The sequence below is a fragment of the Stenotrophomonas sp. YJH_SMC_69 genome, from assembly GCF_059370495.1.
In genome coordinates this window covers 1-22,647 of the sequence record NZ_JCAFTS010000007.1, presented here as the reverse complement: position 1 = coordinate 22,647, position 22,647 = coordinate 1, and the positions used below count along the sequence as shown (strand labels likewise).

Here is a 22,647-nt window from a genome sequence, read left to right as displayed (position 1 = left end):
CGGGGCAATGTTCTTACTGGTGCGGGCTTCGCCGGTAGCTGCGCGGGCTGACCCCTACCGCGCGCCGGAAGCTCTTTTCGAAGTGGCTCAGGTCACCGAAGCCGACCTGCAGTGCGACATCGGTAATGCGCAGGCGCTGCCCATCCCGCAGCAGCTGCTTGGCGTGCTCGATGCGCAGTTGCTGCAGCAGCAGCTTGAACGTCGTGCCCAGCTCGCTGCGGAACAGGAATCCCAGGTGTGACTGGCTCACATGGGCCTGACGGGCAAGGTCGCCCAGCGTGAGCGGCTCTGCGGCATGGTCCTTCAGGTAGGCCAGGGCGCGTTTCAGACCGTCGTGCAGGCCTTCATGCGCTGCCCGCGGCGTATCCGGCTGCGCGGGCGCAGGACCGACGGTCTGCCCAACCGCGGGCAGCCGTTGCGGGGCGCGCCCGGCATCGCTGGCAACGTGGCCTGCAGCCAGATCCGGCGCGTGGCGTGCAAGATCCTCACGACGGATGCATCGGCCACCGGTCATCACCGCCAGCCGGACCACCACCCGCTCCATTTCCAGCAGATTGCCGGGCCAGTCGTGCGCGCACAGGGCTTCCAGCACATCGTCGCCCAGCACGCGGGGATTGAATCCATGCAGCTCCAGCGAACGCGCCGCCAGCGCGCCGATGTCCTCCACCCGTTCGCGCAGCGGCGGAATATCCACGGTCAGGAACTCCAGCCCGGCCAGCAGGGCGCGCGAGAACTGCTTCTCTCTCACCCGTTGTTCCAGGTCCGCGCTGGTCGACGCGATCACCCGTATCGGGCCGGCCGCCAGCGCGTCAGCATGAGCGGCAGGCAGCCCACGCATGCGATGTGACAGCTGCCCCTGCAGCGGCACCGGCAGTTCGTCGACTTCGTGGAAGTACAGCGTCCCGCCCTGTGCGCGCGCGAACCAGTCGCTGGCTTCGCCCAGCGGGTGAACACAGTTCACTTCGACAAACGGGCCCTGCCGGGAAGGGCCGCCACTGTGCAGGGCGGCGGCCAGCTCCATCTTCTCGGTACCAAACTCGCCGCGCAGCAGGACCGGCAACGGGCTGGCCGCCGCGCGCTCCACGAATTCATCCATCTGTTTCAGCGCCTCGCCGGCGCCGACCAGCAACAGCGGCCGGCTCAACGCCTGTTCGGCCCAGGCCTTGGCTTCGTAGCGCTTGATCAGATGCGCGCAACGCTGGGCAAACTGCTCCCCCAGCGCCAGGGCACTGCCATCCAGCCGGCCCTTCTCGCCTTCCAGGTGCAGCTCACCCAACACCTCGCCGCCATAGCGGATGGGAACCCGCTGCAAGGAAACCTCTTCCCCGGACGCAGCTGGCAACCCCGCAGCCGCCCCTGCCACCGCACCACGCAACCGCACTTGGCCACCCCGCATCACCTTGTGCTGGGACAGCTCCTTCACGAACGCGCCCAGCAGCTCGGGCAATGACGGATAGGGCCGATAAGCGCGCTGCAGCATCTCACTGACTTGCCTGTGCATCGAAACTCCCCTTTGGAATGGCGACCCGATGCATCTGCAACGGGCGATCTCGCGATGCAGGCCCTCCGGCATCATCGCGGGATGCTGCGACGTCCACGCCGCATGCCGTACCCGCTGGTCGCACCGCTGGTGCCGTGCACGCTGCCCGCTCCCGCAGTGCCGGGAACTGCCATCGCTGCTGGAGGTCGGCAAGGCGGACGTCGTCCAGGCCGGGGTCGTGCGCCAGAGGGCGGCACTGCCTGTGACGCGGCGCTCCCTGTGTTCCGGCCATCGCGTCCCTGGATTATGGGAAACGAGTTTCCAGAAAATAAGCATGATAATGACGTGAATATCCGCGCCGGATATTTGTCGCCCGCGTTTCCGTGCACCGCGCACCGCAAAGCAGGTGAAGGCAAGGCGCCGGGATTCCATCCACGCTGATGATCAACGCGTCTGAGCGAACCAGGGACGGGCACGTATTGCGCCGCCGTGACGGCTGCACCGCCTGCTCGCCCAGGCCCGCAGGCCACCGCGCCTGCCTGCCGCGGCGCCGCCCCCGATCAATGACCCATCGACCAGCAGAAGATTGCGCACCACGCACGGGTGGCATGCCTTCCGCTGCACCTGGCCTGTCGGCATACTCGCGCTCCCGACCGCAGCACGATCAAGGAGATCGACCGCATGGACCGCACCCCGCCACCCGTGCCCCCCAGGAACTACCTGATGTGGGCCATCCTGAGCATCATCGCCGGCTTCTGGCCGTTCGGCATCGTCGCCACCGTCTACGCCAACCGCAGCACGTCATTGGTCGCCAGCGGCCAGATCGGCGCGGCCACCGAGGCTTCGCGCAAGGCGCTGCGCTGGATGATCGCCTCCTTCCTCACCCTGCCACTGTGCCTAGCACTGATGATCGGCTATGCCCTGATCGCGCGCGGCATGGCCTGAAAGCCTGCCGTCGCCGTCGCGCCATGATGAATGGCGGGCGCGCGCGGCGGTGGCGGCGGCCCATCCCGCTCCTCTATAGTCAGTCCAGCTCGGCAGGCATGGTGCCTGCCCTCGAATCACAGGGAGTTGGACATGGGTCTGGTACAGGCGGTGAAGGGTGCGGTGGGTGGTGTGCTGGCCGACCAGTGGAAGGACTTCTACACCGTGCCCACGGGCCTGCCCTCGACGGCGGCCCTGTTCGCGGCGGTACCGCGCGGCACCAATGCCGGCCGCGGCTCCAATACCAGCGGCTCGTCCAACATCATCACCAACGGCTCGAAGATCATCGTGCCGGAGGGCTACGGCCTGCTGCTGTTCCAGGACGGCGCGATCACCGCGTTCGTCGCCGAACCGGGTGGCTACGAGTGGCGTTCGGACGATCTGAACTCGCAGTCGATCTTCGCCGGCGACGGCCTGGTCAGCACGTTCATCAAGCAGAGCTGGGAGCGCTTCAAGTTCGGCGGCCAGCCGGGTTCGCAGCAGGCGGCGTATTTCGTGTCGCTGAAGGAACTGCCGGACAACCGCTTCGGTACCCAGTCGGAAATCTACTGGGACGACGGCTTCCTCAACACCCAGGTGGGTGCGGTCACGCGCGGCTCCTACACGCTCAAGATCGTCGACCCGATCCTGTTCGTGAAGAACTTCGTGCCGGCCAGCTACCTGCAGCCGGGTCAGGTGTTCGACTTCACCGACCTGGACAACGCCGCCGCCAGCCAGCTGTTCAATGAAGTGGTCGGTTCGCTGGCCCCGGCCTTCAGCCTGTACACGAACGACCCGGGCAAGGGCAACCGCATCACCAAGCTGCAGCAGGATTCGCTGGGCTTTGCACAGAGCCTGTCTGCCGCCGTCGAGCAGGGCTACCAGTGGAAGTCCGACCGCGGTCTGGCCATCGTCAAGACCGCCATCGTCTCGATCGAGTACGACGCCAACACCCGCGAACTGCTGAAGACCGTGCAGCGCGCCGATGCCCTGTCGGGTTCGCGCGGCAATTCCAACCTGCAGGCCAGCGTCGCCCAGGGCATCCAGTCGGCCGGCGAGAACGGCGGAGCGGCTGGCCTGGTCGGTGTCGGCATGGCCTCGGGCATGTTCGGTGTCGGCGGCATGCAGCAGCCGGTCGCCCCGGCTGCCGACGACCCGGTGGCCAAGCTGAAGAAGGCCAAGGAAATGCTGGATCTGGGCCTGATCACCCAGGGCGACTATGACGCCCTGAAGGCCAAGGCACTGGGCCTGTAACAGCAGGACGCACAACGAACATGTCCGATCCCCGAAACGGCCCGCCGCCGCTGCCCGGATCCGCGCCCGCGACGCCGCCGCCCTTGCCGGCGGCGTCGTTGGATGGGCCCGGTTCGCCGCAGGACGTCCCTCCCCTGCCCGGCAGCTTCCCGCTGGACACCTCGAAACTGCCACAGGCCATTCGTGATGAAGTGGAAGCGCCCGACCCGGTGGCCATCGATACGTCGGCCAGCGAGCTGAAGGACGGCCTCAACCGCTGCCCGAAGTGCGGCGCCACCGACATCCGGCCCAAGGCCGGCACCGACATCCTGGTCTGCCTGTACTGCCGTCACGAATGGCATGGCGCACGCGTCGAGGAAGAGTTCGGCCTGGGCGAGGCCATCGACCAGCTGCGCGGTACGGTCATTGCCTCTGGCGCACGTGACATCGACGCCGACACCTCGGCACTGATGACGTTCAAATGCACCGGGTGCGGCGCTGAAGTCACGGTCAATACCGAGAGTACGATGACGGCGCGCTGCCACTGGTGCCGCCATGTGTTCGGCGTCAACGAGCAGATCGCCAACGGCGCGGTGCCCGATGCAGTGCTGCCCTTCCATATCAGGAAGGACGATGCGGTCGCGCGCATCCGCCAGTTCGTCGACAAGCGCCGCATGTTCGCGCTGAAGGCGTTCAAGGACCAGTTCACCCCGGAAAACGTGGTGGGCGTGTTCCTGCCCTACATGATCGTCGACAGCAATGTCAGCGCGGCCGTGGCCGGCAAGGGTGAGATCCAGACCCGGCAGTACACCGTGGGCAGCGAGAAGAACAAGCGCACCCTGTACGACGCCGATGTCTACCAGGTCGAGCGCCAGGTCGACTTCACGGTCGATGACCTGCCACTGGAATCCTCGGCCGAGCGCGGGAATCTCGATACCCGCGCCAACACCAACAACATCATCAACACCATCCTGCCGTTCGATACCAAGAACGCGGTGAAATGGAACGCCTCGTACCTGGCCGGCTTCACCTCCGAAAAGCGCAACCTGGATGTGGAAAAGCTGCGGCCGCGGCTGGAAGACCAGCTGCTGTCGATCGCCCGCGCACAGGTGGAAGGTTCGGTGAAGCGCTACAACCGTGGCGTGCGCTGGGAACAGGAGCAGCTGGAGGTGCATGGCACCCGCTGGGTGTCGATGTACCTGCCGGTGTGGTTGTACTCCTACCACCAGCCCGGCAAGAACGGCGGCATGCTGCACTACATCGCGGTGAACGGCCGTACCGGCGAAACCATGGGCAGCGTACCCGTGCAGCAATGGAAGATGCTGCTGGCGGCACTGGCCACCGGCACCGTCATTGAAGCCCTCGCAATTGCCTTCCTGGTGGCATCGACATGAGCGACGACAGTGGCCTCTGGCTGTTGGCGGCAGGTCCGGCCGGCGCAACCGCGCTGTACTGGGCGCTGTACCGCTATTACCGCAACACCGACAAATCGCACTCCTTCGAGCACGAGACCGCCATCGAGGCCAAGCCGGTCACCGGCTCGGACCAGCAGGTAGGCCGGGTTACCGGTACCGAGGAAAAGCGTATCCGCGGTGACAATGTGTATGAGTACCGGAAACGGGTGGTGCGGGTAAAGCCCGACCCGTAGCGCCAGGCTCCGCCTGGCTGCGGGTAGTGCCGGCCGCTGGCCGGCATTCCTTCGGTTTCTGGGCGCCAAGTGGGAGCCGGCCAGCGGCCGGCACTACCCTTCGCTGGGCTGCCGCCGCGCACACCCTCACACCGTCTCCCGCCCCACCGGTTCGATACTCGCGCGGTCCACCCTTCCGAGGATGCTGCAATGGCTGCCGTGCTCGCCCGTACCTGCCTGTCCGCGTTGTGCTGCCTGGCCCTGCCCGCCCTGGCCCAGGACGCCTCGTTCGGCTTCGGCGAACAGACCACCCACGCCGACCAGACCACGCAATCCAGCAGCACCCGGACCCAGAGCAGTGGCGCGGTGACCACCCAGACCACCACCAGCGGCAGCTCGCAGTCCGGGTCACGCAGCGAAAGCAAAGAGATCGACGTGGGCTTCGGTTTCCACGACGACAACGACGACTGGGGCCGCGACCGCCACCGTGGCGGCCGCGATGTGCGCGACAGCGATCTGTTCGGCAGCTGGACGCTGGGCCAGGAGAACGGCAACACCTGCTCCATCGAGCTGAAGAACATCGAGTGGTTCGGCGGCTACAGTGCCTACGTGCCCGCCGGCTGCCCGGATGGCTTCTTCTCGGCCAACCGTTGGGTACTGTCGGGCAACCAGCTGCTGCTCACCGACACCAGCAACACCGTGTTCGGGCGCTTCCGCGCGTCAGGCGGTGGGCGCTGGACGGGCTACCGTGAATCGGATGGGGCGCGTTTGTACCTCAATCCCAAGGGGCACTGATCGCGCCGTGCACGCAATGGGCACGCGCTGATCGGGAAGATCAGGCGTCCGCCCCGCCCCGCCGCCGAAATGTCCGCTCCCACCGGTTCCCGTCTGGTCATCTATGCCGCCCTCGCGGGCAACCTGGCCATTGCCATCGCAAAGTTCATCGCTGCCGGCATCTCCGGCAGCTCGGCCATGCTCAGCGAGGGCGTGCATTCGCTGGTCGACACATTGAATGAACTCCTGCTGCTGTACGGGCTGCGCCGTGCCGGCAAGGCGCCAGACCCGGTACATCCATTCGGCTATGGCCGCGAGCTGTACTTCTGGAGCTTCATCGTCGCCCTGCTGGTGTTCGCCGCTGGCGCCGGCGTCTCGGCGTACGAGGGCATCCAGCACATCCGCCGGCCGGAGCCGGCCACCAACCACGCGTTGAGCTACAGCGTGCTGGGCATATCCATCCTGTTCGAGGGGGCCTCCTGGTGGGTGGCGCTGCGCGAGTTCCGGCGTACCAAAGGCAAACTTGGCTACTTCGAAGCCTTCCGCCGCAGCAAGGATCCGTCCACCTTCACCGTACTGCTGGAAGACAGCGCTGCGTTGCTTGGGCTGGGCTTCGCGTTGATCGGCCTGGTGGCCGCGCAGGTGCTGGATATGCCGGTGCTTGATGGTGTGGCGTCGCTGTGCATCGCCGGCGTGCTGGCCGCAACCGCCTTCCTCCTGGCCCGTGAAACCAAGGGCCTGCTGGTTGGAGAGCCTGCCCACCCTGCGGTGGCCGAGCGGATCATGGCGGTGGCCGAGACCGATCCGGATCTGCGTCGCGCGAACGGCGTGACCACCATGCAGATGGGACCGGAACAGGTCGTGGCCATGCTCAGCGCCGAGTTCGAGGACGATCGGCACACCCCACAGATTGAAGCCTGCATCACCCGCATCGAAACGGCGGTAAAGCGCGAGTATCCGGAGCTGGTGGCACTGTTCATCAAGCCGCAGACGCCCGAGGTCTACGCCGCCCGGCGCGCCACGCTGGCGGCACCGCCCGCGCCGGAATGACGCTGCGTCTGCGCCCGTTTCACCAGTCCAATGCCACAGTGCCACCAACATCTGCCCGAACCTGCCTCTACCGTGCCGGATTGGTTGCCCGCCTCTCTCCAGATCCTCCCGCGCAGCTTCTACCGGCGCCCGCCCGTCGAGGTTGCGCCCGAGCTGCTCAACAAACTTCTGGTCCGTGACGATGGCCGAACGGGTCGCATCGTTGAAGTCGAAGCGTACGCAGGCAGCGTCGATCCGGCGGCGCACTCCTATCGCGGGCAGACGCCGCGCACGGCCAGCATGTTCGGTGAGGCCGGCCACCTGTATGTCTATTTCACCTACGGCATGCACTGGGGCAGCAACGTGGTCTGCGGAGAGGTCGGTGAAGGCGTGGCGGTGCTGCTGCGGGCCATCGAGCCGCTGGCGGGCCTTGAGCGCATGCACGAGCTGCGCCCCGCCGCGCGCCGGGATCACGATCTGGCCAGCGGCCCCGGCAAGCTCTCGCAGGCATTCGGGCTGGACCGCAGTTTCGACGGCGCCGACCTGGTGACTGGCAGCCATGGCATCGTGATCGCAAGCGATGGGACCCCGCCTCCGGCCGACCCGGTAATTGGTCCACGCATCGGCATCACCCGCGCGGTCGATTTCCCTTGGCGCTGGCACATCCGTGACAATCGTCACGTATCGATTCAGCCACGGCGTACTCCCGCCCCTGCGAGGAAACGATGATGACCCCGCTCGACAAACCACTGCGACGCGAACTGGACATCGATGGCCGGCCCCATACCCTCACCGTGGACCCCGAAGGCCTCAAGCTGGTCGAAAAGGGGCGACGCAAGGGCATCACGCTACGCTGGCAGGACCTGATATCCGGTGATGCCGCACTGGCCACCGCCCTGCAGGCATCGCTCCAGCAACACTGAGCGGGCGCGGCCACCTCACATCGGCATCACTCTGCCATGGCGATACATAACGCCGTGCGCACTAGCGTAGCGCCAGCCAGCTGCCGCAACCGCCCTCGCTACCCAGCCCTGAAAAGCGCCATGGACGAAGCCGAACGTCTGCTCGAAATCGAACGACTGCACCTGCTGGATACGCCCCCCGAGCCGGTGTTCGATGCCATCGTCGCCGCCGCCCGCGCCGCGACCGGCATGACCATGGGGCTGATCACCGTGGTGGCCGAAGACCGGCAGTGGTTCAAGGCCAATATCGGGCTGGAGGGCGTCACCGGAACGGCCCGCGAGATCTCCTTCTGCACGCATGCGATCCGCCACGACGAGCTGTTCGAGATACCCGACGCGCGCCAGGACCCTCGCTTCTCGACCAATCCCCTGGTGACCGCCGGGCCGCGCATCCGGCATTACGCCGGCATCCCGCTGGGCTCGGCCCATGGCGCACGCATTGGCACGCTGTGCCTGCTCGACCCGATGCCCGGCGTGCTGTCCCCCTCCCAGCGCGAACTGATGGTGCATCTGGCGCGGGTCACCACCCAGGTGCTGGAACAGCGCAGTACCCTGATGGCGCAGGTTGGCCAGGCGAAAGCGCTGCATCGCGAGCTGAAACGCAGCGAAGACTTCCTGGAGCGGACCAACCGCGCCGCCCGGGTGGGCGGCTGGGAGATGGACCTGGTCACCAACGAAGTGCGCTGGACCCGCGAGACCAAACAGCTGCACGGCGTGCGCAGCAACTTTGAACCGACGCTCGACACCGCGCTGTCGTTCTACCGCGAAGACAGCCGCAACATCATCCGCGCGGCCGTGCAGCGTTGCATCGACGAAGGCACGTCCTGGGAGGTGCAGCTGCCAATGACCACCGCCGACGGGCGCGCGATCTGGACCCGGGTGGTCGGCAGCCGGCAACAGGTCGACGGCCATCCGCGCCTGGTCGGGGCGATCCAGGACATCACGGACGAGCGAGCCGCGCTCGACGCGCTGGAAGCGAGCGAGACCCGCTACCGGCGGCTGTTCCACTACAGCCTGGGCCTGATCTGCACCCACACGCTGGACGGGACATTGACCTCGGTGAATCCCGCGGCGGTGCAGTCGCTGGGCTTCGAGGAAAGCCAGATGGTCGGGCGCAGCCTGTGCGACCTGATGCCACCGGAAAAACGCGAGGGCTTCAAGGCCTACCTCGCTCGGATCCAGGCAAACCACACCGACGCTGGCGTGATCGAGCTGATTGCCGCCGACGGTACGCGCCACTACTGGGCGTACCACAACGTGCTCGACAGCGAGGCCAGCCCGCCCTACGTGCTGGGGCATGCACAGGACGTCACCGCGCTGAGGATGCAGGAGCAGCAGCTGCGCGAAATGTCCTTCAAGGATCCGCTCACGCAGTGCTACAACCGGCGTTACCTGCACCGGCTGGATGAACTGATTGATGAGCGCTGGGCCTGCGTGATGTTCGATCTGGACCACTTCAAGCACATCAACGACACCCAGGGCCACCGCCGCGGCGACGCCGTCCTGGTCGAGTTCGCCACCTTCCTGCGCTCGCCGCTGGGCAAGGAGGAGACGGTGGTGCGGCTGGGCGGCGACGAATTCATGGTGGTACTGGTCGCGCCCGCGGATGGCCGGTTGAGCGAACTGGAGCACTGGTACCAGGACCACGCTGCGCTGTCGCCCAGCGCTTTCTCGATGGGTGCAGCCATCAATACGGCCGGTGAGCCCGTGGCCGACACCATCCAGAAGGCGGACAGCCGCCTCTACCGGACCCGCGCGCGCGTGCGCCGCGAGCGGCGCGAAGGCCCCGCCGCGCGTTGATCACGCCGGCCGCACCGTCACCCACGTCGGCGCGTGGTCGCTGGCCTTCTCCTGCAGACGCACCCAACGGTCGACGCCAGCGTCCTTCAGTCGCTCCGCCAGTACGGGATTCAACAGCAGATGATCGATGCGCAGCCCACGGTCGCGCTCGGCATGTCGGCGGAAATAGTCCCAGAAGGTGTAGATCGTGGCGTCGCCGTGCACCTTCCGCAGCGCATCGGTCCAGCCCTGCGCGAGCAGCCGCTCGAAGGCATCGCGAACCTCGGGCTGGAACAGCGCATCGCGGCGCCAGGCCTTGGGGTCGTAGACGTCGGCTTCGGTGGGAATCACGTTGAAATCACCCAGCAGCAGCGCCGGGTGCGGCAGCTCGACCAGGCTGCGCGCGTGCCGGATCAGGCGTTCCATCCAGCGCAGCTTGTAGTCGAACCTGGGCCCGGGCTGCGGGTTGCCGTTGGGCAGGTAGAGGGCACCCACGATGACCCCGTGCACCGCCGCCTCCAGGTAGCGGCTCTGCGTGTCGCTGGGCTCGCCGGGCAATCGGCGGCGGCTCTCGACCGGCGTGGTCCCCCGAGCCAGCAACGCCACGCCGTTCCAGCGCGCCTCACCTTGCCAGAGCGCACCGTACCCAGCCTCCTCCAATGACGCAGCAGGAAACGCGGCGTCGGTCGCCTTCAGTTCCTGCAGGGCAACCACGTCGGGCGATTCCCTGTGCAGCCAGTCCAGCAGCTGTGGCAGTCGCGTGCCGATGCCGTTGACGTTGAACGTGGCAATACGAAGCGTCTTGCGTCGGGCCATGCAGGAAGCCTCCTCGGTGCCGCGAATGAGCACTCACTCTGCGCGCCCGGGCATGCACGGGTCGTGGATGCCACGTCATGATGCGGTGCCATTCGTTTCACGAACCGCTGCCACGCGCGACAGCAGGCTGGTCACCCGTGAACAGTGCCGGAGAAGCCCATGGCGGTGCGTCCGCTGCGCGCCATCTACCAGATCGACCCCTACCTGTTCCGCGACAGCGACGGCCGCGGCTGGGGCACGCTGGATGGCATCACGGAAAAGCTGGACTACCTGCAGTGGCTTGGCATCAGCCATGTCTGGCTGCTGCCGTTCTACTGCAACGCCGGCCGCGATGGTGGCTACGATGTCACCGATCACTACCGTATCGATCCACGCCTGGGCGACCAGGCCGCGTTCCAGCGCCTGGTCGATGCCGCCGACGCACGTGGCATCGGCATCATCGTCGAACTGGTGATGCAGCATACCGCCAGCGCGCACCCGTGGTTCGTCGCCGCGCAGCAGGGTGACCCGGCCTGGCGCCGCTGGTACCTGTGGAGCGACCACATGCCTGACGACGGCCTGCAGCCGATGTTCCCGCCGATCGAGGCCTCTGTCTGGACCTGGGATGCCGAGGCCGGCGCGTTCAACCGGCACATGTTCTACTGGCACGAGCCAGACCTCGACCTGGCCCATGCGCCGGTACGCGAGGAACTGCTGCAGGTAATGACGTTCTGGCTGCAGCGCGGCGTGGCCGGCTTCCGCGTCGACGCGGTCCCGTACATGGTCGCGCGCGCCCGCCACGCGGACCCGCGCGACGACGGGCTGTGGCTGCTGGAGGCGATGCGCGCCACGGCAGACGCGCAGCAACCAGGGCTGCCACTGATCGGCGAAGCGGATGTCCGCGCGTCCCACTACGGTGACTTCCTGTGCCGCGGGCGGCGGCTTTCGCACCTGCTCGATTTCCACCTCAACAATCACTTCTTCCTGGCACTGGCACGCGGCGATGCCAGCGAAGTGGCCCGGGGCATGGCCGAATACGGCCCGCACGCGCCGCCGGACACACGCATTGCCTGGCTGCGCAACAATGATGAACTGGACCTGGAGCAGCTGGAGCCGGATGAGCGCGAAGCGGTGATGGAACGCTTCGCTCCTGAGCGTGGCATGCGCATCTATGGCCGTGGCATCCGCCGCCGGCTGGCACCGATGCTGGGGGGCGACATCGCATGGCAGGCGATGGCCTGGGCGGCGCTGCTGTCGCTGGGCCAGGTGCCGGTGGTCCGCTATGGCGAAGAGATCGGCCTCGGTGACTGCCTGGAGCTGCCCGAACGCAATGCCGTGCGCATGCCGATGCGCTGGCATGACGGCCCAGGGGCTGGGTTCACCGACCAACCGCGGCATGCCTGGCGCGCGCCACCGGCAGACGGCCCCTACGGTTACCGCACGGTGAATGTCGAGGCGCAACGCGCGACGCCGGACTCACTGCTGCTGCGGGTGCGCGAGCTGCTGCAGCAACGCAACGCCCATCCGGTGCTGCAGCAGGGGCCTCACACGCTCGACCCACCCTCACCCGCGCTGCTGATGCTCCGCTTCGGTGAGGCACCCCATCAGGCACTGGCACTGATCAACTTCGGCGACAACCCGGTTGAGGTGGACGTACCCCTGCACGGCCCGCTGCACACGCTGGTGCGGCACGGCGCCAAACTGCAGGGTCGCCGCTGCTACCTGCAGGGCCATGGCTATGCGTGGCTGGCTGCCGAGGGTGCCTGAGTACGCAGCGCAGGCAGTACGTGTTCGGCGAAGTCGTCGATGAAGCGTTCCTGCTCGCGGTTCACGTTGTGCAGGTAGATGCGATCGAACCCCAGGGACTGCAGCTCCTGCAGCCAGGCCCGATGCTGGCCCGGGTCTGCCGAGACATGCACGTGCTCACGCACCACCTCGGCGCTGACCGATCGGGCCTGTGCTTCGAACTGTTCGGGCTGGTCCAGGCCTTCAGCCAGTTCCGGCGGCAGCACGTTGGCGCTCCACTGCTCCATCGCACCTTCCAGCGCCGCCTGTTCGGCGCGCGCGTAGGAGAGCTTGGCCTGCAGGTACATCGGCTTGCCCCTGCCACCGCCGTCCTCAAACGCCGCCACCACACGCCGCAACTGCGCCAGTGGCTGGCTGATGGTGATCAGGCCATCGGCCCAGCCCCCCATCCAGCGTGCGGTTTCCTCGGTGACGGCCGCCCCCAGCAGCGGCAGGGGAAGCGCCGGGCGACTGTAGAGCCGTGCCTGGCGCACCCGGAAGCCACCGTCGTGGTCGACCTGCTCGCCGCCCCACAGCCGCCGCATCACCTCGGCCGCATCGCGCAATGCCTTCTGCCGCTCGCGCTTGGCTGGCCACGGCTGGCCGGTGATGCGCTCGTTCAGGGCCTCGCCGGTACCCAGCGCCAGCCAGATCCGGCCCGGCGCCAACTGCTCCAGCGTCGCCGCTGCCTGTGCCACCAATGCCGGGTGCTGGCGCAGCATCGGGCAGGTCACCATGCCCAAGGTCAATGCGCTCTGCACCGCCAGCGCGCCGGCCCATACCCAGCTGTGGCCGGACTGCCCTTGCGCAATCGTCCACGGGTGGAAATGGTCCGAGCACATCAAAGCCTCGAATCCCGCCTGTTCGGCGCGCAGCGCCAGGCCCAGCAAGGTGGCGGGCGGGAACTGCTCATGCGATGCGTGGTAGCCGATGGTCATCACGGATTCCGTGCGGGGACTGGACACGATGGCAACACCCCTCCAGCTAAAACGGCGTCATGGAAACGAACACCTCCTGCATCGGGCATCGACGCTGGGCTATCGCCGAAGGCTACATTCCAGCCTGGAGCAACGGCCCGTCGCCGGAGATGCAGAGTCACGAAACCTGCTGCGTCCTCAATGCGGGCAACGAGGACGCGCATGTCACGCTGACCCTCTACTTCGAGGACCGCGATCCTGTCGGTCCCTACCGGATCACCGTGCCAGCACGACGCACCTGCCACCTGCGCTTCAACGACCTGCAGGATCCGGCGCTGGTACCACGCGGCACCGGCTTCGCCACCCTCATCGAATCCGACCAGCCGATCATCGTGCAGCACACGCGGCTGGATTCACGGCAGCCGGCCAACAGCATCATGACCACGATCGCCCATCCGTTGTGAAGCACCGTGCGCAGTCGTCCACGCTGCCACGACACCGCGCCCTCCGGCCGTTTACCCGCGCCGAGCGAGACTGCCGCCAGGTTCCCTTTCGGAGAGTGACGATGGCCCTGCCCGACTACCCACGTCCGCCCTTCCCGGCGCAGCAGCAATCCTTCCCCGGCAAGACCGCGCAGATGCAGCCCCGGCCGGACCACGGCGAGGACAGCTACCGCGGCCATGGCCTGCTGCAGGGCAAGAAGGCACTGATCACCGGCGGTGACAGCGGCATCGGCGCAGCGGTGGCCATCGCTTTCGCGCGCGAGGGTGCCGACGTCGCCATCGCCTTTCTTGATGGCGAGCAGGACGACGCCCGCCATGTGCAGCAGCAGATCGAACAGGCCGGGCGCAAGGCCGTGCTGGTACCGTGTGACATCAGCGACCCGGCGCAGGCGCGCTCGCTGGTCGACCGCGTGGCCAGCGAGCTGGACGGTCTCGACATCCTGGTCAACAACGCGGCCTACCAGCGCTACTACGAGCACTTCGACGACATCACCCTGGATGACTGGAAGCGGACGTTCGATACCAATGTCCATGCCGTGTTCAATCTGACGCGGTTGTGCGTGCCACACCTGCGCGGTGGCGGCGCGATCATCAACACCGCATCGGTCAATTCCAAGCGACCGACCCCGAACATCCTTCCGTACTCTGCGACCAAGGGCGCCGTCGCCAACCTGACGCTGGGGCTGGCGGGCCTGCTGGCCGAGCATCAGATACGCGTCAACGCCGTGCTGCCCGGCCCGATCTGGACACCGTTCATTCCGGCAGGCATGGCTGCCGAAGAGGTCGAGCAATTCGGCTCGCAGACGCCGTTTGGCCGCCCCGGGCAGCCCGCGGAACTGGCCTCGGCCTACGTGATGCTGGCTTCGGACAGCGCCAGTTATACCTCCGGTGCCTTGCTGACCATTTCCGGCGGCGCGGCAACGCTGTGACCGCCCATGGCCGGACTGCCTGCCTGGATCGCGGATTGGCTGCTGGTGGTGGTACCGGTGGCCGAGGTGCTGGTCATTCTCGGGGTGGCGTGGCTGATGGTGCGTGCGCTGGCGTGGCTGCTCGTGCAGGCCCGGCAGCGCGGCAGGCTGGCTCCAGAGCTTCATGTAGGCCTGCGCCGCGGCGGTGCTTTGCTGCTGTATCTGGCGGCTGCGCTGCTGATACTGGAGCGACTTGGCGTTTCGCGCTCGGTGCTGTGGACCGCGCTGACCGGGTTCATGGCGGTCGGTGCGGTGGCGTTCTTCGCAGCATGGAGCGTGTTGTCCAACCTGTTCTGTTCGTTCCTGATCGTGGCTACGCGCCCGTTCCGCATCAACGACACGATCGAAGTGCTGGAAAGCGTGGACAAGCCGGGCCTGTGCGGCCAGGTGGTGGACATCAACCTGATCTACACCACGCTGAGTGACCGTGGCGAAGGCGCGCGCGGTTGTCTGCTGCGCGTGCCGAACTCGTTGTTCTTTCAGCGCATCACCCGGCACTGGGGTGACAGCGGCTATTCGCAGCTGCCAGGCAGCCTGCCGATAAAGGGCAAGGTGCGCTGAGCAGCTGTAGAGCCGAGCCCATGCTCGGCTCGCTGCGCGCAGCGCAGGGTGCGTCGCGGCCGAACGGAGCGCAGCCGAGCGTGGGCTCGGCTCAACAGGTGCCACAGCGGGCGACCCTACTCCGCTGCCAATGCCTGGATCGGGTCCAACTGTGCGGCATTGCGTGCCGGGAAGTAGCCGAAACCGAGCCCGATCGCAGACGAACATGCCAGCGCGGCGAGCACCGGCCCTGGCGTGAACAGGAAGGGCACCCCCAGCGACAGCAGGCTGGACAGCGCACCCACGGCGAAGGCCAGCAGTACGCCCAGCACGCCACCGGACAGGCAGATCAGCACCGCCTCGATCAGGAACTGGCGCAGGATGTCGCCCTGCCTCGCCCCCACCGCCAGCCGCACGCCGATCTCGCGCACGCGCTCCTTCACCGACACCAGCATGATGTTCATCACGCCCACGCCGCCAACCACCAGCGCCACCGCCGCGATCGCCGAAACCAGCGCCGCCATGGTCTGGCTGGATTTCATCACCGCCTTGCGGATCTGGTCCGAGTTGTAGATGAAGAAATCGCGACGACCATGCAGGCGCTCCAGCTCGGCGCCCAGCGAGGCCTCGGCGGCATTGGTGGGTACGTTGTCGCGTACGCGCACGGTGATGCTCTCCAGGCGCTGGCTGCCCAGCAGCCGGGAGGCAGCCGACGTATAGGGAACGTAGACGGTTGGCGTGGCCCCACCGGCGAATGCATTGGCACCCACCACGCCGATCACCTCGACCGGCATGCCGCCCAGCAGCACCGTGCTGCCGACGGGGTTGCCAGTGAACAGTGCCTTCGCTGCCTTCTGGTCGACCACGCCCACTGCCCGATGCGCCTCCACCTCGGCATCGGTGAAAAACCGGCCGGCCTTCAGGCGAAGCCCGCGCACGCGCGGCAGATCGGCACCGGCGCCCAGCACCTGCGTATTGGCTCGTCGGCCGCCCTGCAGTGCTGCTACCGAACCGCTGAGGTTGGGGCTGACACTGTCCACGTAACTCAGGGCGGCCAGGTGATCGGCATCGCCTACCACCAGCGTTTCGATCTCCGCCGAGCGCGGGTCACCGAAATCGGCGCCCGGGAAGATCTCCAGCGTGCTGGCGCCCAGCGCGTTTATCTGCGCCTCGACCTGCGCCTGCGCGCCTTTGCCCAGCGCAACCACGGTCACCACCGCGGCCACGCCGATGATGATGCCGAGCATGGTCAGCAGGGTGCGCAGGCGATGGGCCAGCATCGAACGCACTGCCATGCGCGTCGCCTCGCGCACGGCATCGATGCGGGCGCGCCGCTCGGTAGCCGCCGTGGATGTACGCGCCGGTGCGTCCGAACGCTGCCGCACCGAAGGGCCTCGCTCCTGGCGATCCGCCACCACACGCCCATCGGCGATCTCGATCACCCGTGACGCGTGGGCAGCAATCGCCGCATCATGGGTGACCAGGATCACGGTATGGCCCTGCGCATGCAGGCGCTCGAGCTCGGCCATCACCTGCCTGCCACTGGCATGATCCAGCGCGCCGGTCGGCTCATCGGCCAGCACGATCGCGCCGCCGTTCATCAGCGAGCGTGCGATGGAGACGCGCTGCTGCTGGCCGCCGGACAACTGGCTGGGCCGGTTCGCGGTCCGCTCGCCCAGGCCGAGCGTTTCCAGCAGCAGGCGGGCACGCGTGGTGCGCGCATCGGCCTCCACCCCGGCATAGACGGCGGGCAAGGCCACGTTCTCGGTGGCACTGAGGTTCTCCATCAGGTTGTAGCGCTGGAAGATGAAGCCGAAGTGCTCGCGGCGCAGGCGCGCCAGCTGGTCAGGCGACATCTGCTCGGTCGCAGCCCCCTCCACGCGGTAGCTGCCTTCGGTCGGCCGATCCAGGCAGCCCAGGATGTTCATCAGCGTGGACTTGCCCGAACCCGAGGGGCCGATGATGGCGATGAACTCGCCGGCATCGATGCGCAACGAGACCTCCTTCAGCACCACCACCTCGCCGGCGGCCGAGCGATAGGCGCGCGATACGCCCTTCAATTCCAGCAGTGCGTCGGCCATGCTCACATCCCCAGCAGGCTGGTGGGTTCGGCATCGCCACCGCTGGGCGCCTGGCCGACCACCACGTTCTCGCCCGCTTCCAGGCCAGAGAGGATCTGCACGGCGGTGGCGGTGCGCAGGCCGGTAGTCACAGCGCGCTCGTGGGCGCGGCCTTTCGCATCGACTACCCGCACGGTTGCGCCGTTGCCGTTCTTGTCGTCGGACTCGCTCAGGGCGGTCAGTGGCACCTGCAGTGCATTGGCCACGCGTGCCAGCTGGATCGTCACTTTCACCGTCATCGAAGGCTTCAGCATCAAGCCCGGATTGGCCACGTCGAACAGCCCCGCGTAGTACACCGCTTTCGGCGTCTGCGCCGATCCGCCGCTGTTGCCGCTGGACGCGTCGGCAATCGACGACGGCGCTGGCTCAAGCTGCTGCAGGTGCGATTCATAGCGGCGCCCGCTCGGTCCCAGCGTCGAGAACCACAACGGTTGGCCGGGTGCGATCAGTTCCACGTCAGCCTCGGCGATCTCGGCGCGCACCGTCATCGTGTCCATCTGTGCCAGCATCACGATGGTCGGCGTGGTCTGCATCGAGTTCAGCGTCTGCCCCGCCTTGGTGACGATGGCCACGATGTAGCCCTCGGACGGCGACACGATACGCGTGTAGCCCAGGTTGATGCGGGCGGTTTCCACCTGGGTCACCGCCTGGTCGATCTGCGCCTGCAACGCAGCGGCATCCGCGCGCGCCGCATCGCGCGCCACACGTGCCGCTTCGAAGCCTTCCTGCGAGACCAGCCGCGACGCCACCAGCTGCGACTGGCGATCGTACGTGCGAAGGGCCTGGCGGTAGCGCGCCTGGCTGGCCGCATGTTGCGCACGCAGCGCGTTGGCGGCGGCTTCGGCACTGCGCAGGGCAATGCGCTGCGGTTGTGAATCCACTTCGGCAATCAGGTCGCCGGCCTGCACGTGCTGGCCCAGCACCACATGCAGGCGCGTGACCTGCCCGGAGACCTGCGCGCCCACGGCCACCAGTTCTTTCGGATTGACCCGGCCGACCGCCTGCACGGTCTTTTCCAGACCGGCGACCCTTGCCGGTGCGGTGATCAACGCGGCATCCTCGCCATCGGCAAACGCCCACCAGCAACCGCCGCCGGCAAGAACGGCCAGCGTTGCGGCAATGATCCAGGTCCTGCGGTTGTTCATCGAAACTTCCGGGGGTGCGTGCAGTCGCCCGGTGCGACCGCCAGGGCCGCAGTCTGGAAGCCCCAGGTGGATGTTTCTTGGAGCGGCTGTGGAGATTGGATGGAGACGCGACCGCCGTTCAGGGACCGCGTCGGCCGCTGAATCCATGGCGCGGCTCCACGCAATCTCGACACAATCTCGACCAAGTCTCCATCAACGGTCGCTAGCCTCGGCGGCCTCGCCGACTGCCAGCCTGCCGTGCCCCTTTCCTACCCGGACCTGCCACCCATCGATGTGCGCCGTGCCTACCTGGCGTGGTGTGCGCCTTCGCCGTGGTTGATCGCACTGGTGCTGGCATCGACCAGCACATGGATGTGGGTCGCACCGTATCCGCTACTGCCGTTGCTGGCCGGCTTCGGGGCCGCCGCCCTGCTGGGGTTCCGCAGTGACGGGCCCGGACGCACCCGCCGCTCCGGGTCGCTCGCATCGCTGGCCTTGATCGGCCTGGCGTTCTGGTCGGCAACACCTCCGGCCGCCAACGTCAACCTGCATCTGCTGCTTGCGCCCGCCACCGCCGTGGTCGCCGCCCTGCTGGCAGTGCGCCTGCGCGCCATCGTGGGCATGGCCTCGCGGCTGCAGGCCCGGGTGAACGCCACCCCCATGGCCTCGCGCTGGAACGCGCTGCCTGCCGCGGTGTCTACCCTGACGCTGCAGCAGCTGCGCGGCGCGGGTTCGGTGGACCCCAGCCTGCAGCGCTCGCTGGTGCTGGCCACGCTGGCCTGGGCGGCCAACGAAGAGGCGCAGGCCAGGGAACGCCGACGATGACCCCGTCCCTGTCCCGCCCTGCCCGCCCTTGGCCTCGAACCTGCCGCTCGCAATGAAACACCAACTCCGTAACCGACAGCCGCCCTTGGTGCTGATTGCCGAAGATGAGGGCGAGATCGCCGACATCCTCGGTGCCTACCTGGCCCGTTCGGGCCTGCGCAGCGCACGCGCCGCCGACGGTGAGGCGGCGCTTGCCAGCCACCGCCAGCTGCGCCCGGACCTGGTACTGCTGGATGTGCAGATGCCCAAGCTGGATGGCTGGCAGGTGCTGAGCGAACTGCGGCGTCGCGGCAACACGCCGGTGATCATGCTCACCGCGCTCGACCAGGACGTGGACAAGCTGACCGGCCTGCGTGTGGGCGCTGACGACTACGTGGCCAAACCATTCAATCCCGCTGAGATCGTTGCACGCATCCAGGCCGTGCTGCGCCGCAGTGCCCGCAGCGTGGCCGAAGAACCCACCGGGCTGATCCGCCAGGGCCCGTTCGAGATCGACCTGCGCAGCCACGAAGTGACGGTCCGCAACGGCGAGCAGGCGCACGCACTGAACTTCACCCTCACCGAATTCCGGCTGTTGGTGCACATGGCGCGCGCGCCGCGCCAGGTGCATGCGCGGGTGGACCTGCTGCACGCCTGCCTGCCCGAGGGCGATGCGCAGGAGCGCACCGTCGACAGCCATGTCAGCAAGCTGCGGCGCAAGCTCGAGGATGTCGGCGTGATCGGCATTCCCGCCACCATCCGTGGCGTCGGCTACCGCTTCCTGGACTGAATGATGAACCCCAAAGGCAAGAGCATCGGGCGCCAGATCACGCTGTCCATCACGGTGGCCTCGCTGTGTTCGACCGTGCTGTCGATCAGCGGTTTCTACCTGTTCTACTACCTGCTGGAGGTGTTCTATCCGCGCTGGTATGACGAGCCGAAGTCCATGATGCCCTCCGGGCTGGAGTGGCTGTGGATCGGCCTGACCGCCACCGTGGTGGTGGCGTTGGCCACCCTGATCGCGTCTCGCCTGACCCGGCGCATCATCACCCCGTTGAATTCGGTGGCCGCAAGCCTGCGTCGCGTGGCCAGCGGTGACCTGGAGGCGCGCGCGCGCGGCGGCGACACCTCGATGGCCGAGGCCGCCACGCTGGTCAACGACTTCAATTCCATGGCCGAGCGGCTCAGCCGGATGTCCGAGAACCGTGTGTTCTGGAACGCGGCCATCGCACACGAACTGCGCACGCCGATGACCATCCTGCGTGGCCGCCTGCAAGGCATCGCCGAAGGTGTATTCGAGCCGGGCCCCGAGCAGTTCAACAGCATGCTCACCCAGCTGGAGGGACTGACCCGCATCATCGAGGACCTGCGCGTGGTCAGCCTGGCCGAGAGTGGCCACCTGGATCTGCGCCTGCAACGCAGCGACGTCAGCGTGCAGGTGGCGGCGGTGGTGGAGGCGATGTCCGAGGCGCTGACCGAAAGTGGCTTCTCGGTGAGCCTGGATGCGCGGCCGTCGCTGGCGGACTGCGATCCGGCCCGCATCCGCCAGGCGGTGCTGGCATTGCTGGAGAACGCCCGTCGCCATGCCATCCCCTGCCCGCTGCGGGTGCGCGTCACCCTCGCTGAGGGGCAGTGCGCGGTGGCCGTGGAAGATGGTGGCCCCGGCGTGCCGGACGACCTGCGCGACAGCATTTTCGAAGCCTTCCAGCGCACCGATGTGTCGCGCTCACGGCAGAGTGGGGGCTCAGGTCTCGGCCTGGCGGTCGTGCGTGCGATTGCCGTGGCCCATCACGGAACGGCGCAGTGCCGAGCTACCGAGCGTGGCGGCAGTTCGTTCGAGATCCGCTGGCCGGTGCACGTGCGCCGTTGAGGCCGTAGACGCTGCCCTGGTAGCAGCCCACCTTGGTGGGCACCACGCGCGTGGCTGAACGCCGCCGATTTCTCCACGCAATCTCCATCATCCCTCCATGCCCGCTCCAAAGGGCTGCAGATACTGGGCGCTACCCGGCAGATGGCAGGCATCCGTCCCCTGCCCTGTCCCCGAACCCCCCAGGCATCCCATGCAACACCCCCACGATCCAGCGGCCGCCGCCGGCAGCATCGGCCAGCAGAATGCGGCCGCCACGCTCAAGGCCATCCTGCGCACCTACCCCTGGCAGCTGACCGGCACGTTCTCGCTGGTGGCGCTGGAGAACACCCTGCTGCTGGCCTATCCGTTGTTCGCCGGCTTCGCGGTAGACGCGATCATCAGCGGCAACATCGGCCATGCCATCTCCTATGCCGGCGTGGTACTGCTGTTCTGGCTGGTGGGTGCCGCCCGTCGGGCGGTGGATACGCGCACCTTCACCCGCATCTATGCCGATCTGGCAGTGAGCGTGGTGCAGGCGCAGCGCCGGTTGGGCCAGGCGACGTCCACTTCGGCGGCACGCGTGGTGCTGGCCCGCGAGTTCGTCGACTTCTTTGAAAAGCACGTGCCGATCATCGCCACCGCGCTGGCATCGATGTTCGGTGCAGTGGCCATGCTGCTGGCGATCGAGCCGATGGTCGGTGCCGCTGGCCTGGCCACCCTGCTCGGCGCCCTGCTGGTGCTGCCCTGGTTCGCACGTCGCAACGAGCAGTTGCACGGCCGACTGAACAACCGCCTGGAACACGAAATCCGGCTGGTCGACCGGGTCAGCCCCTCGGTGCTGCGCCGCCACTACACCACGCTGTCGCGCCTGCGCATCCTGCTGTCCGACCGCGAAGCCGGCGCCTATGTGGTGATCGGGCTGGCTGCCGCGGCATTGTTCGCGCTGACCATCGGCCGCCTTGCCACCAGTGAAGGCGTTACACCGGGCCACGTCCACGCGGTGATGACCTACCTGTGGACCTTCGTCGGCAGCCTGGACGATGCGCCTTCAATGGTGGATCAGCTTGCGCGGCTGAAGGATATCGGCCGCCGCGTCAGCCCCGGCATGGACGATGCGGACCACAAGGGCGCCGCTTGACCGGTCGCTGCCCACCTTGGTGGGCACCGACGAGAGCAGCGCCAACCAAGGTTGGCGGCTACCAGGCCTGAGCAGTGTTGCCCTGGTAGCTGCCCACCTTGGTGGGCACCGACGGAAGCCAGCGCCAACCAAGGTTGGCGGCTACCAGGCCTGAGCGGTGTTGCTCTGGTAGCTGCCCACCCTGGTGGGCACCGATGGAAGCCAGCGCCAACCAAGGTTGGCGGCTACCAGGGCTGAGCGGTGTTGCCCTGGTAGCT

At 67.3% G+C, this 22,647-nt stretch carries 22 protein-coding genes; 17 read left to right on the top strand and 5 right to left on the bottom strand.

Going from position 1 to position 22,647, the window contains the following annotated elements; translation table 11 throughout:
* Nucleotides 1-13: 13 nt before the first annotated feature.
* The gene (locus tag AC5P8F_RS13295) at nucleotides 14-1,501 is read right to left on the bottom strand and encodes a helix-turn-helix domain-containing protein (RefSeq protein ID WP_049439615.1); all 1,488 of its coding nucleotides are present in this window, start codon (nucleotides 1,499-1,501) and stop codon (nucleotides 14-16) included.
* 660 nt (nucleotides 1,502-2,161) lie between these two features.
* On the opposite strand from AC5P8F_RS13295, the gene AC5P8F_RS13290 reads away from it, so the two are divergent.
* From AC5P8F_RS13290 to AC5P8F_RS13250, 9 genes are all read left to right on the top strand, one after another.
* On the top strand, nucleotides 2,162-2,425 hold the full coding sequence (locus tag AC5P8F_RS13290) for a CD225/dispanin family protein (protein WP_041863485.1): 264 nt from the start codon (nucleotides 2,162-2,164) through the stop codon (nucleotides 2,423-2,425).
* 132 nt (nucleotides 2,426-2,557) lie between these two features.
* Nucleotides 2,558-3,697 (top strand): SPFH domain-containing protein, encoded by a 1,140-nt coding sequence (locus AC5P8F_RS13285; protein ID WP_014647262.1) that lies wholly within the window; start codon nucleotides 2,558-2,560, stop codon nucleotides 3,695-3,697.
* Nucleotides 3,698-3,717: 20 nt separating this feature from the next.
* Nucleotides 3,718-5,070 (top strand): membrane protein, encoded by a 1,353-nt coding sequence (locus AC5P8F_RS13280; RefSeq protein WP_032956535.1) that lies wholly within the window; start codon nucleotides 3,718-3,720, stop codon nucleotides 5,068-5,070.
* On the top strand, nucleotides 5,067-5,324 hold the full coding sequence (locus AC5P8F_RS13275; protein WP_014647264.1) for a hypothetical protein: 258 nt from the start codon (nucleotides 5,067-5,069) through the stop codon (nucleotides 5,322-5,324). Before AC5P8F_RS13280 ends, AC5P8F_RS13275 begins: the two co-directional genes overlap by 4 nt.
* A gap of 189 nt (nucleotides 5,325-5,513) precedes the next feature.
* Entirely contained in the window at nucleotides 5,514-6,098 is a 585-nt protein-coding gene (locus AC5P8F_RS13270; RefSeq protein ID WP_495228325.1) for an AprI/Inh family metalloprotease inhibitor, read from the top strand.
* A gap of 69 nt (nucleotides 6,099-6,167) precedes the next feature.
* The gene (locus AC5P8F_RS13265) at nucleotides 6,168-7,127 is read left to right on the top strand and encodes a cation diffusion facilitator family transporter (protein ID WP_164165655.1); all 960 of its coding nucleotides are present in this window, start codon (nucleotides 6,168-6,170) and stop codon (nucleotides 7,125-7,127) included.
* 72 nt (nucleotides 7,128-7,199) lie between these two features.
* On the top strand, nucleotides 7,200-7,835 hold the full coding sequence (locus tag AC5P8F_RS13260) for a DNA-3-methyladenine glycosylase (RefSeq protein WP_346601056.1): 636 nt from the start codon (nucleotides 7,200-7,202) through the stop codon (nucleotides 7,833-7,835).
* A complete protein-coding gene (locus AC5P8F_RS13255) occupies nucleotides 7,835-8,029 on the top strand; it encodes a hypothetical protein (protein ID WP_346601055.1) in 195 nt (64 codons plus the stop codon). The genes AC5P8F_RS13260 and AC5P8F_RS13255 overlap by 1 nt, the downstream gene beginning before the upstream one ends.
* 120 nt (nucleotides 8,030-8,149) lie before the next feature.
* Nucleotides 8,150-9,868: a sensor domain-containing diguanylate cyclase gene (locus AC5P8F_RS13250; protein WP_014647269.1), complete on the top strand. Its 1,719-nt coding sequence runs from the start codon at nucleotides 8,150-8,152 to the stop codon at nucleotides 9,866-9,868.
* Here the strand turns inward: AC5P8F_RS13250 and xth are convergent, their stop codons facing one another.
* Nucleotides 9,869-10,663, bottom strand: a complete 795-nt coding sequence (gene xth / locus AC5P8F_RS13245) for an exodeoxyribonuclease III (protein ID WP_049439606.1) — start codon at nucleotides 10,661-10,663, stop codon at nucleotides 9,869-9,871.
* Between the two features lie 159 nt (nucleotides 10,664-10,822).
* Here xth and AC5P8F_RS13240 point away from each other — a divergent pair, with 159 nt between their 5' ends.
* Complete coding sequence (locus AC5P8F_RS13240; protein WP_495228324.1) at nucleotides 10,823-12,409, top strand: alpha-amylase family glycosyl hydrolase; 1,587 nt, start codon at nucleotides 10,823-10,825, stop codon at nucleotides 12,407-12,409.
* Here the strand turns inward: AC5P8F_RS13240 and AC5P8F_RS13235 are convergent.
* Nucleotides 12,379-13,365, bottom strand: a complete 987-nt coding sequence (locus AC5P8F_RS13235; protein ID WP_495228323.1) for a TIGR03885 family FMN-dependent LLM class oxidoreductase — start codon at nucleotides 13,363-13,365, stop codon at nucleotides 12,379-12,381. The two genes, AC5P8F_RS13240 and AC5P8F_RS13235, sit on opposite strands and share 31 nt — an antisense overlap.
* Nucleotides 13,366-13,424: 59 nt before the next feature.
* On the opposite strand from AC5P8F_RS13235, the gene AC5P8F_RS13230 reads away from it, so the two are divergent.
* The 3 genes from AC5P8F_RS13230 (at nucleotide 13,425) to AC5P8F_RS13220 (ending at nucleotide 15,376) form a co-directional block, all read left to right on the top strand.
* Complete coding sequence (locus AC5P8F_RS13230; RefSeq protein ID WP_495228322.1) at nucleotides 13,425-13,808, top strand: sensory rhodopsin transducer; 384 nt, start codon at nucleotides 13,425-13,427, stop codon at nucleotides 13,806-13,808.
* 101 nt (nucleotides 13,809-13,909) lie between these two features.
* Nucleotides 13,910-14,776 carry a glucose 1-dehydrogenase gene (locus AC5P8F_RS13225; RefSeq protein WP_012480369.1) on the top strand — a complete coding sequence of 289 codons (867 nt, stop codon included), beginning with the start codon at nucleotides 13,910-13,912 and terminating at the stop codon, nucleotides 14,774-14,776.
* Between the two features lie 6 nt (nucleotides 14,777-14,782).
* Entirely contained in the window at nucleotides 14,783-15,376 is a 594-nt protein-coding gene (locus AC5P8F_RS13220; RefSeq protein ID WP_014647275.1) for a mechanosensitive ion channel domain-containing protein, read from the top strand.
* Nucleotides 15,377-15,492: 116 nt separating this feature from the next.
* On the opposite strand, the gene AC5P8F_RS13215 is transcribed toward AC5P8F_RS13220, so the two are convergent.
* Together AC5P8F_RS13215 and AC5P8F_RS13210 are read right to left on the bottom strand one after the other, a co-directional pair.
* Nucleotides 15,493-17,436: a MacB family efflux pump subunit gene (locus AC5P8F_RS13215; protein ID WP_495228321.1), complete on the bottom strand. Its 1,944-nt coding sequence runs from the start codon at nucleotides 17,434-17,436 to the stop codon at nucleotides 15,493-15,495.
* Between the two features lie 2 nt (nucleotides 17,437-17,438).
* Nucleotides 17,439-18,620 carry an efflux RND transporter periplasmic adaptor subunit gene (locus tag AC5P8F_RS13210; protein WP_014647277.1) on the bottom strand — a complete coding sequence of 394 codons (1,182 nt, stop codon included), beginning with the start codon at nucleotides 18,618-18,620 and terminating at the stop codon, nucleotides 17,439-17,441.
* A 237-nt stretch (nucleotides 18,621-18,857) separates the two neighbouring features.
* On the opposite strand from AC5P8F_RS13210, the gene AC5P8F_RS13205 reads away from it, so the two are divergent.
* From AC5P8F_RS13205 to AC5P8F_RS13190, 4 genes are all read left to right on the top strand, one after another.
* Nucleotides 18,858-19,424, top strand: a complete 567-nt coding sequence (locus tag AC5P8F_RS13205) for a hypothetical protein (RefSeq protein ID WP_172601393.1) — start codon at nucleotides 18,858-18,860, stop codon at nucleotides 19,422-19,424.
* 52 nt (nucleotides 19,425-19,476) lie between these two features.
* Nucleotides 19,477-20,193, top strand: a complete 717-nt coding sequence (locus AC5P8F_RS13200; protein ID WP_111206929.1) for a response regulator — start codon at nucleotides 19,477-19,479, stop codon at nucleotides 20,191-20,193.
* Nucleotides 20,194-20,196: 3 nt separating this feature from the next.
* Nucleotides 20,197-21,273 carry an ATP-binding protein gene (locus AC5P8F_RS13195; RefSeq protein ID WP_346601051.1) on the top strand — a complete coding sequence of 359 codons (1,077 nt, stop codon included), beginning with the start codon at nucleotides 20,197-20,199 and terminating at the stop codon, nucleotides 21,271-21,273.
* Between the two features lie 190 nt (nucleotides 21,274-21,463).
* Complete coding sequence (locus tag AC5P8F_RS13190) at nucleotides 21,464-22,390, top strand: ABC transporter six-transmembrane domain-containing protein (protein ID WP_495228319.1); 927 nt, start codon at nucleotides 21,464-21,466, stop codon at nucleotides 22,388-22,390.
* Nucleotides 22,391-22,647: the final 257 nt, after the last annotated feature.

Coding starts and splice junctions, on each gene's coding strand:
- AC5P8F_RS13230 (WP_495228322.1), top strand. CDS start 13,425: ATGGAAACGAACACCTCCTGCATCGGGCATCGACGCTGGGCTATCGCC.
- AC5P8F_RS13270 (WP_495228325.1), top strand. CDS start 5,514: ATGGCTGCCGTGCTCGCCCGTACCTGCCTGTCCGCGTTGTGCTGCCTG.
- AC5P8F_RS13255 (WP_346601055.1), top strand. CDS start 7,835: ATGACCCCGCTCGACAAACCACTGCGACGCGAACTGGACATCGATGGC.
- AC5P8F_RS13285 (WP_014647262.1), top strand. CDS start 2,558: ATGGGTCTGGTACAGGCGGTGAAGGGTGCGGTGGGTGGTGTGCTGGCC.
- AC5P8F_RS13225 (WP_012480369.1), top strand. CDS start 13,910: ATGGCCCTGCCCGACTACCCACGTCCGCCCTTCCCGGCGCAGCAGCAA.
- AC5P8F_RS13235 (WP_495228323.1), bottom strand. CDS start 13,365: ATGACCATCGGCTACCACGCATCGCATGAGCAGTTCCCGCCCGCCACC.
- AC5P8F_RS13195 (WP_346601051.1), top strand. CDS start 20,197: ATGAACCCCAAAGGCAAGAGCATCGGGCGCCAGATCACGCTGTCCATC.
- AC5P8F_RS13220 (WP_014647275.1), top strand. CDS start 14,783: ATGGCCGGACTGCCTGCCTGGATCGCGGATTGGCTGCTGGTGGTGGTA.
- AC5P8F_RS13265 (WP_164165655.1), top strand. CDS start 6,168: ATGTCCGCTCCCACCGGTTCCCGTCTGGTCATCTATGCCGCCCTCGCG.
- AC5P8F_RS13290 (WP_041863485.1), top strand. CDS start 2,162: ATGGACCGCACCCCGCCACCCGTGCCCCCCAGGAACTACCTGATGTGG.
- AC5P8F_RS13295 (WP_049439615.1), bottom strand. CDS start 1,501: ATGCACAGGCAAGTCAGTGAGATGCTGCAGCGCGCTTATCGGCCCTAT.
- AC5P8F_RS13200 (WP_111206929.1), top strand. CDS start 19,477: ATGAAACACCAACTCCGTAACCGACAGCCGCCCTTGGTGCTGATTGCC.
- AC5P8F_RS13240 (WP_495228324.1), top strand. CDS start 10,823: ATGGCGGTGCGTCCGCTGCGCGCCATCTACCAGATCGACCCCTACCTG.
- AC5P8F_RS13210 (WP_014647277.1), bottom strand. CDS start 18,620: ATGAACAACCGCAGGACCTGGATCATTGCCGCAACGCTGGCCGTTCTT.
- AC5P8F_RS13215 (WP_495228321.1), bottom strand. CDS start 17,436: ATGGCCGACGCACTGCTGGAATTGAAGGGCGTATCGCGCGCCTATCGC.
- AC5P8F_RS13190 (WP_495228319.1), top strand. CDS start 21,464: ATGCAACACCCCCACGATCCAGCGGCCGCCGCCGGCAGCATCGGCCAG.
- AC5P8F_RS13275 (WP_014647264.1), top strand. CDS start 5,067: ATGAGCGACGACAGTGGCCTCTGGCTGTTGGCGGCAGGTCCGGCCGGC.
- AC5P8F_RS13250 (WP_014647269.1), top strand. CDS start 8,150: ATGGACGAAGCCGAACGTCTGCTCGAAATCGAACGACTGCACCTGCTG.
- xth (WP_049439606.1), bottom strand. CDS start 10,663: ATGGCCCGACGCAAGACGCTTCGTATTGCCACGTTCAACGTCAACGGC.
- AC5P8F_RS13280 (WP_032956535.1), top strand. CDS start 3,718: ATGTCCGATCCCCGAAACGGCCCGCCGCCGCTGCCCGGATCCGCGCCC.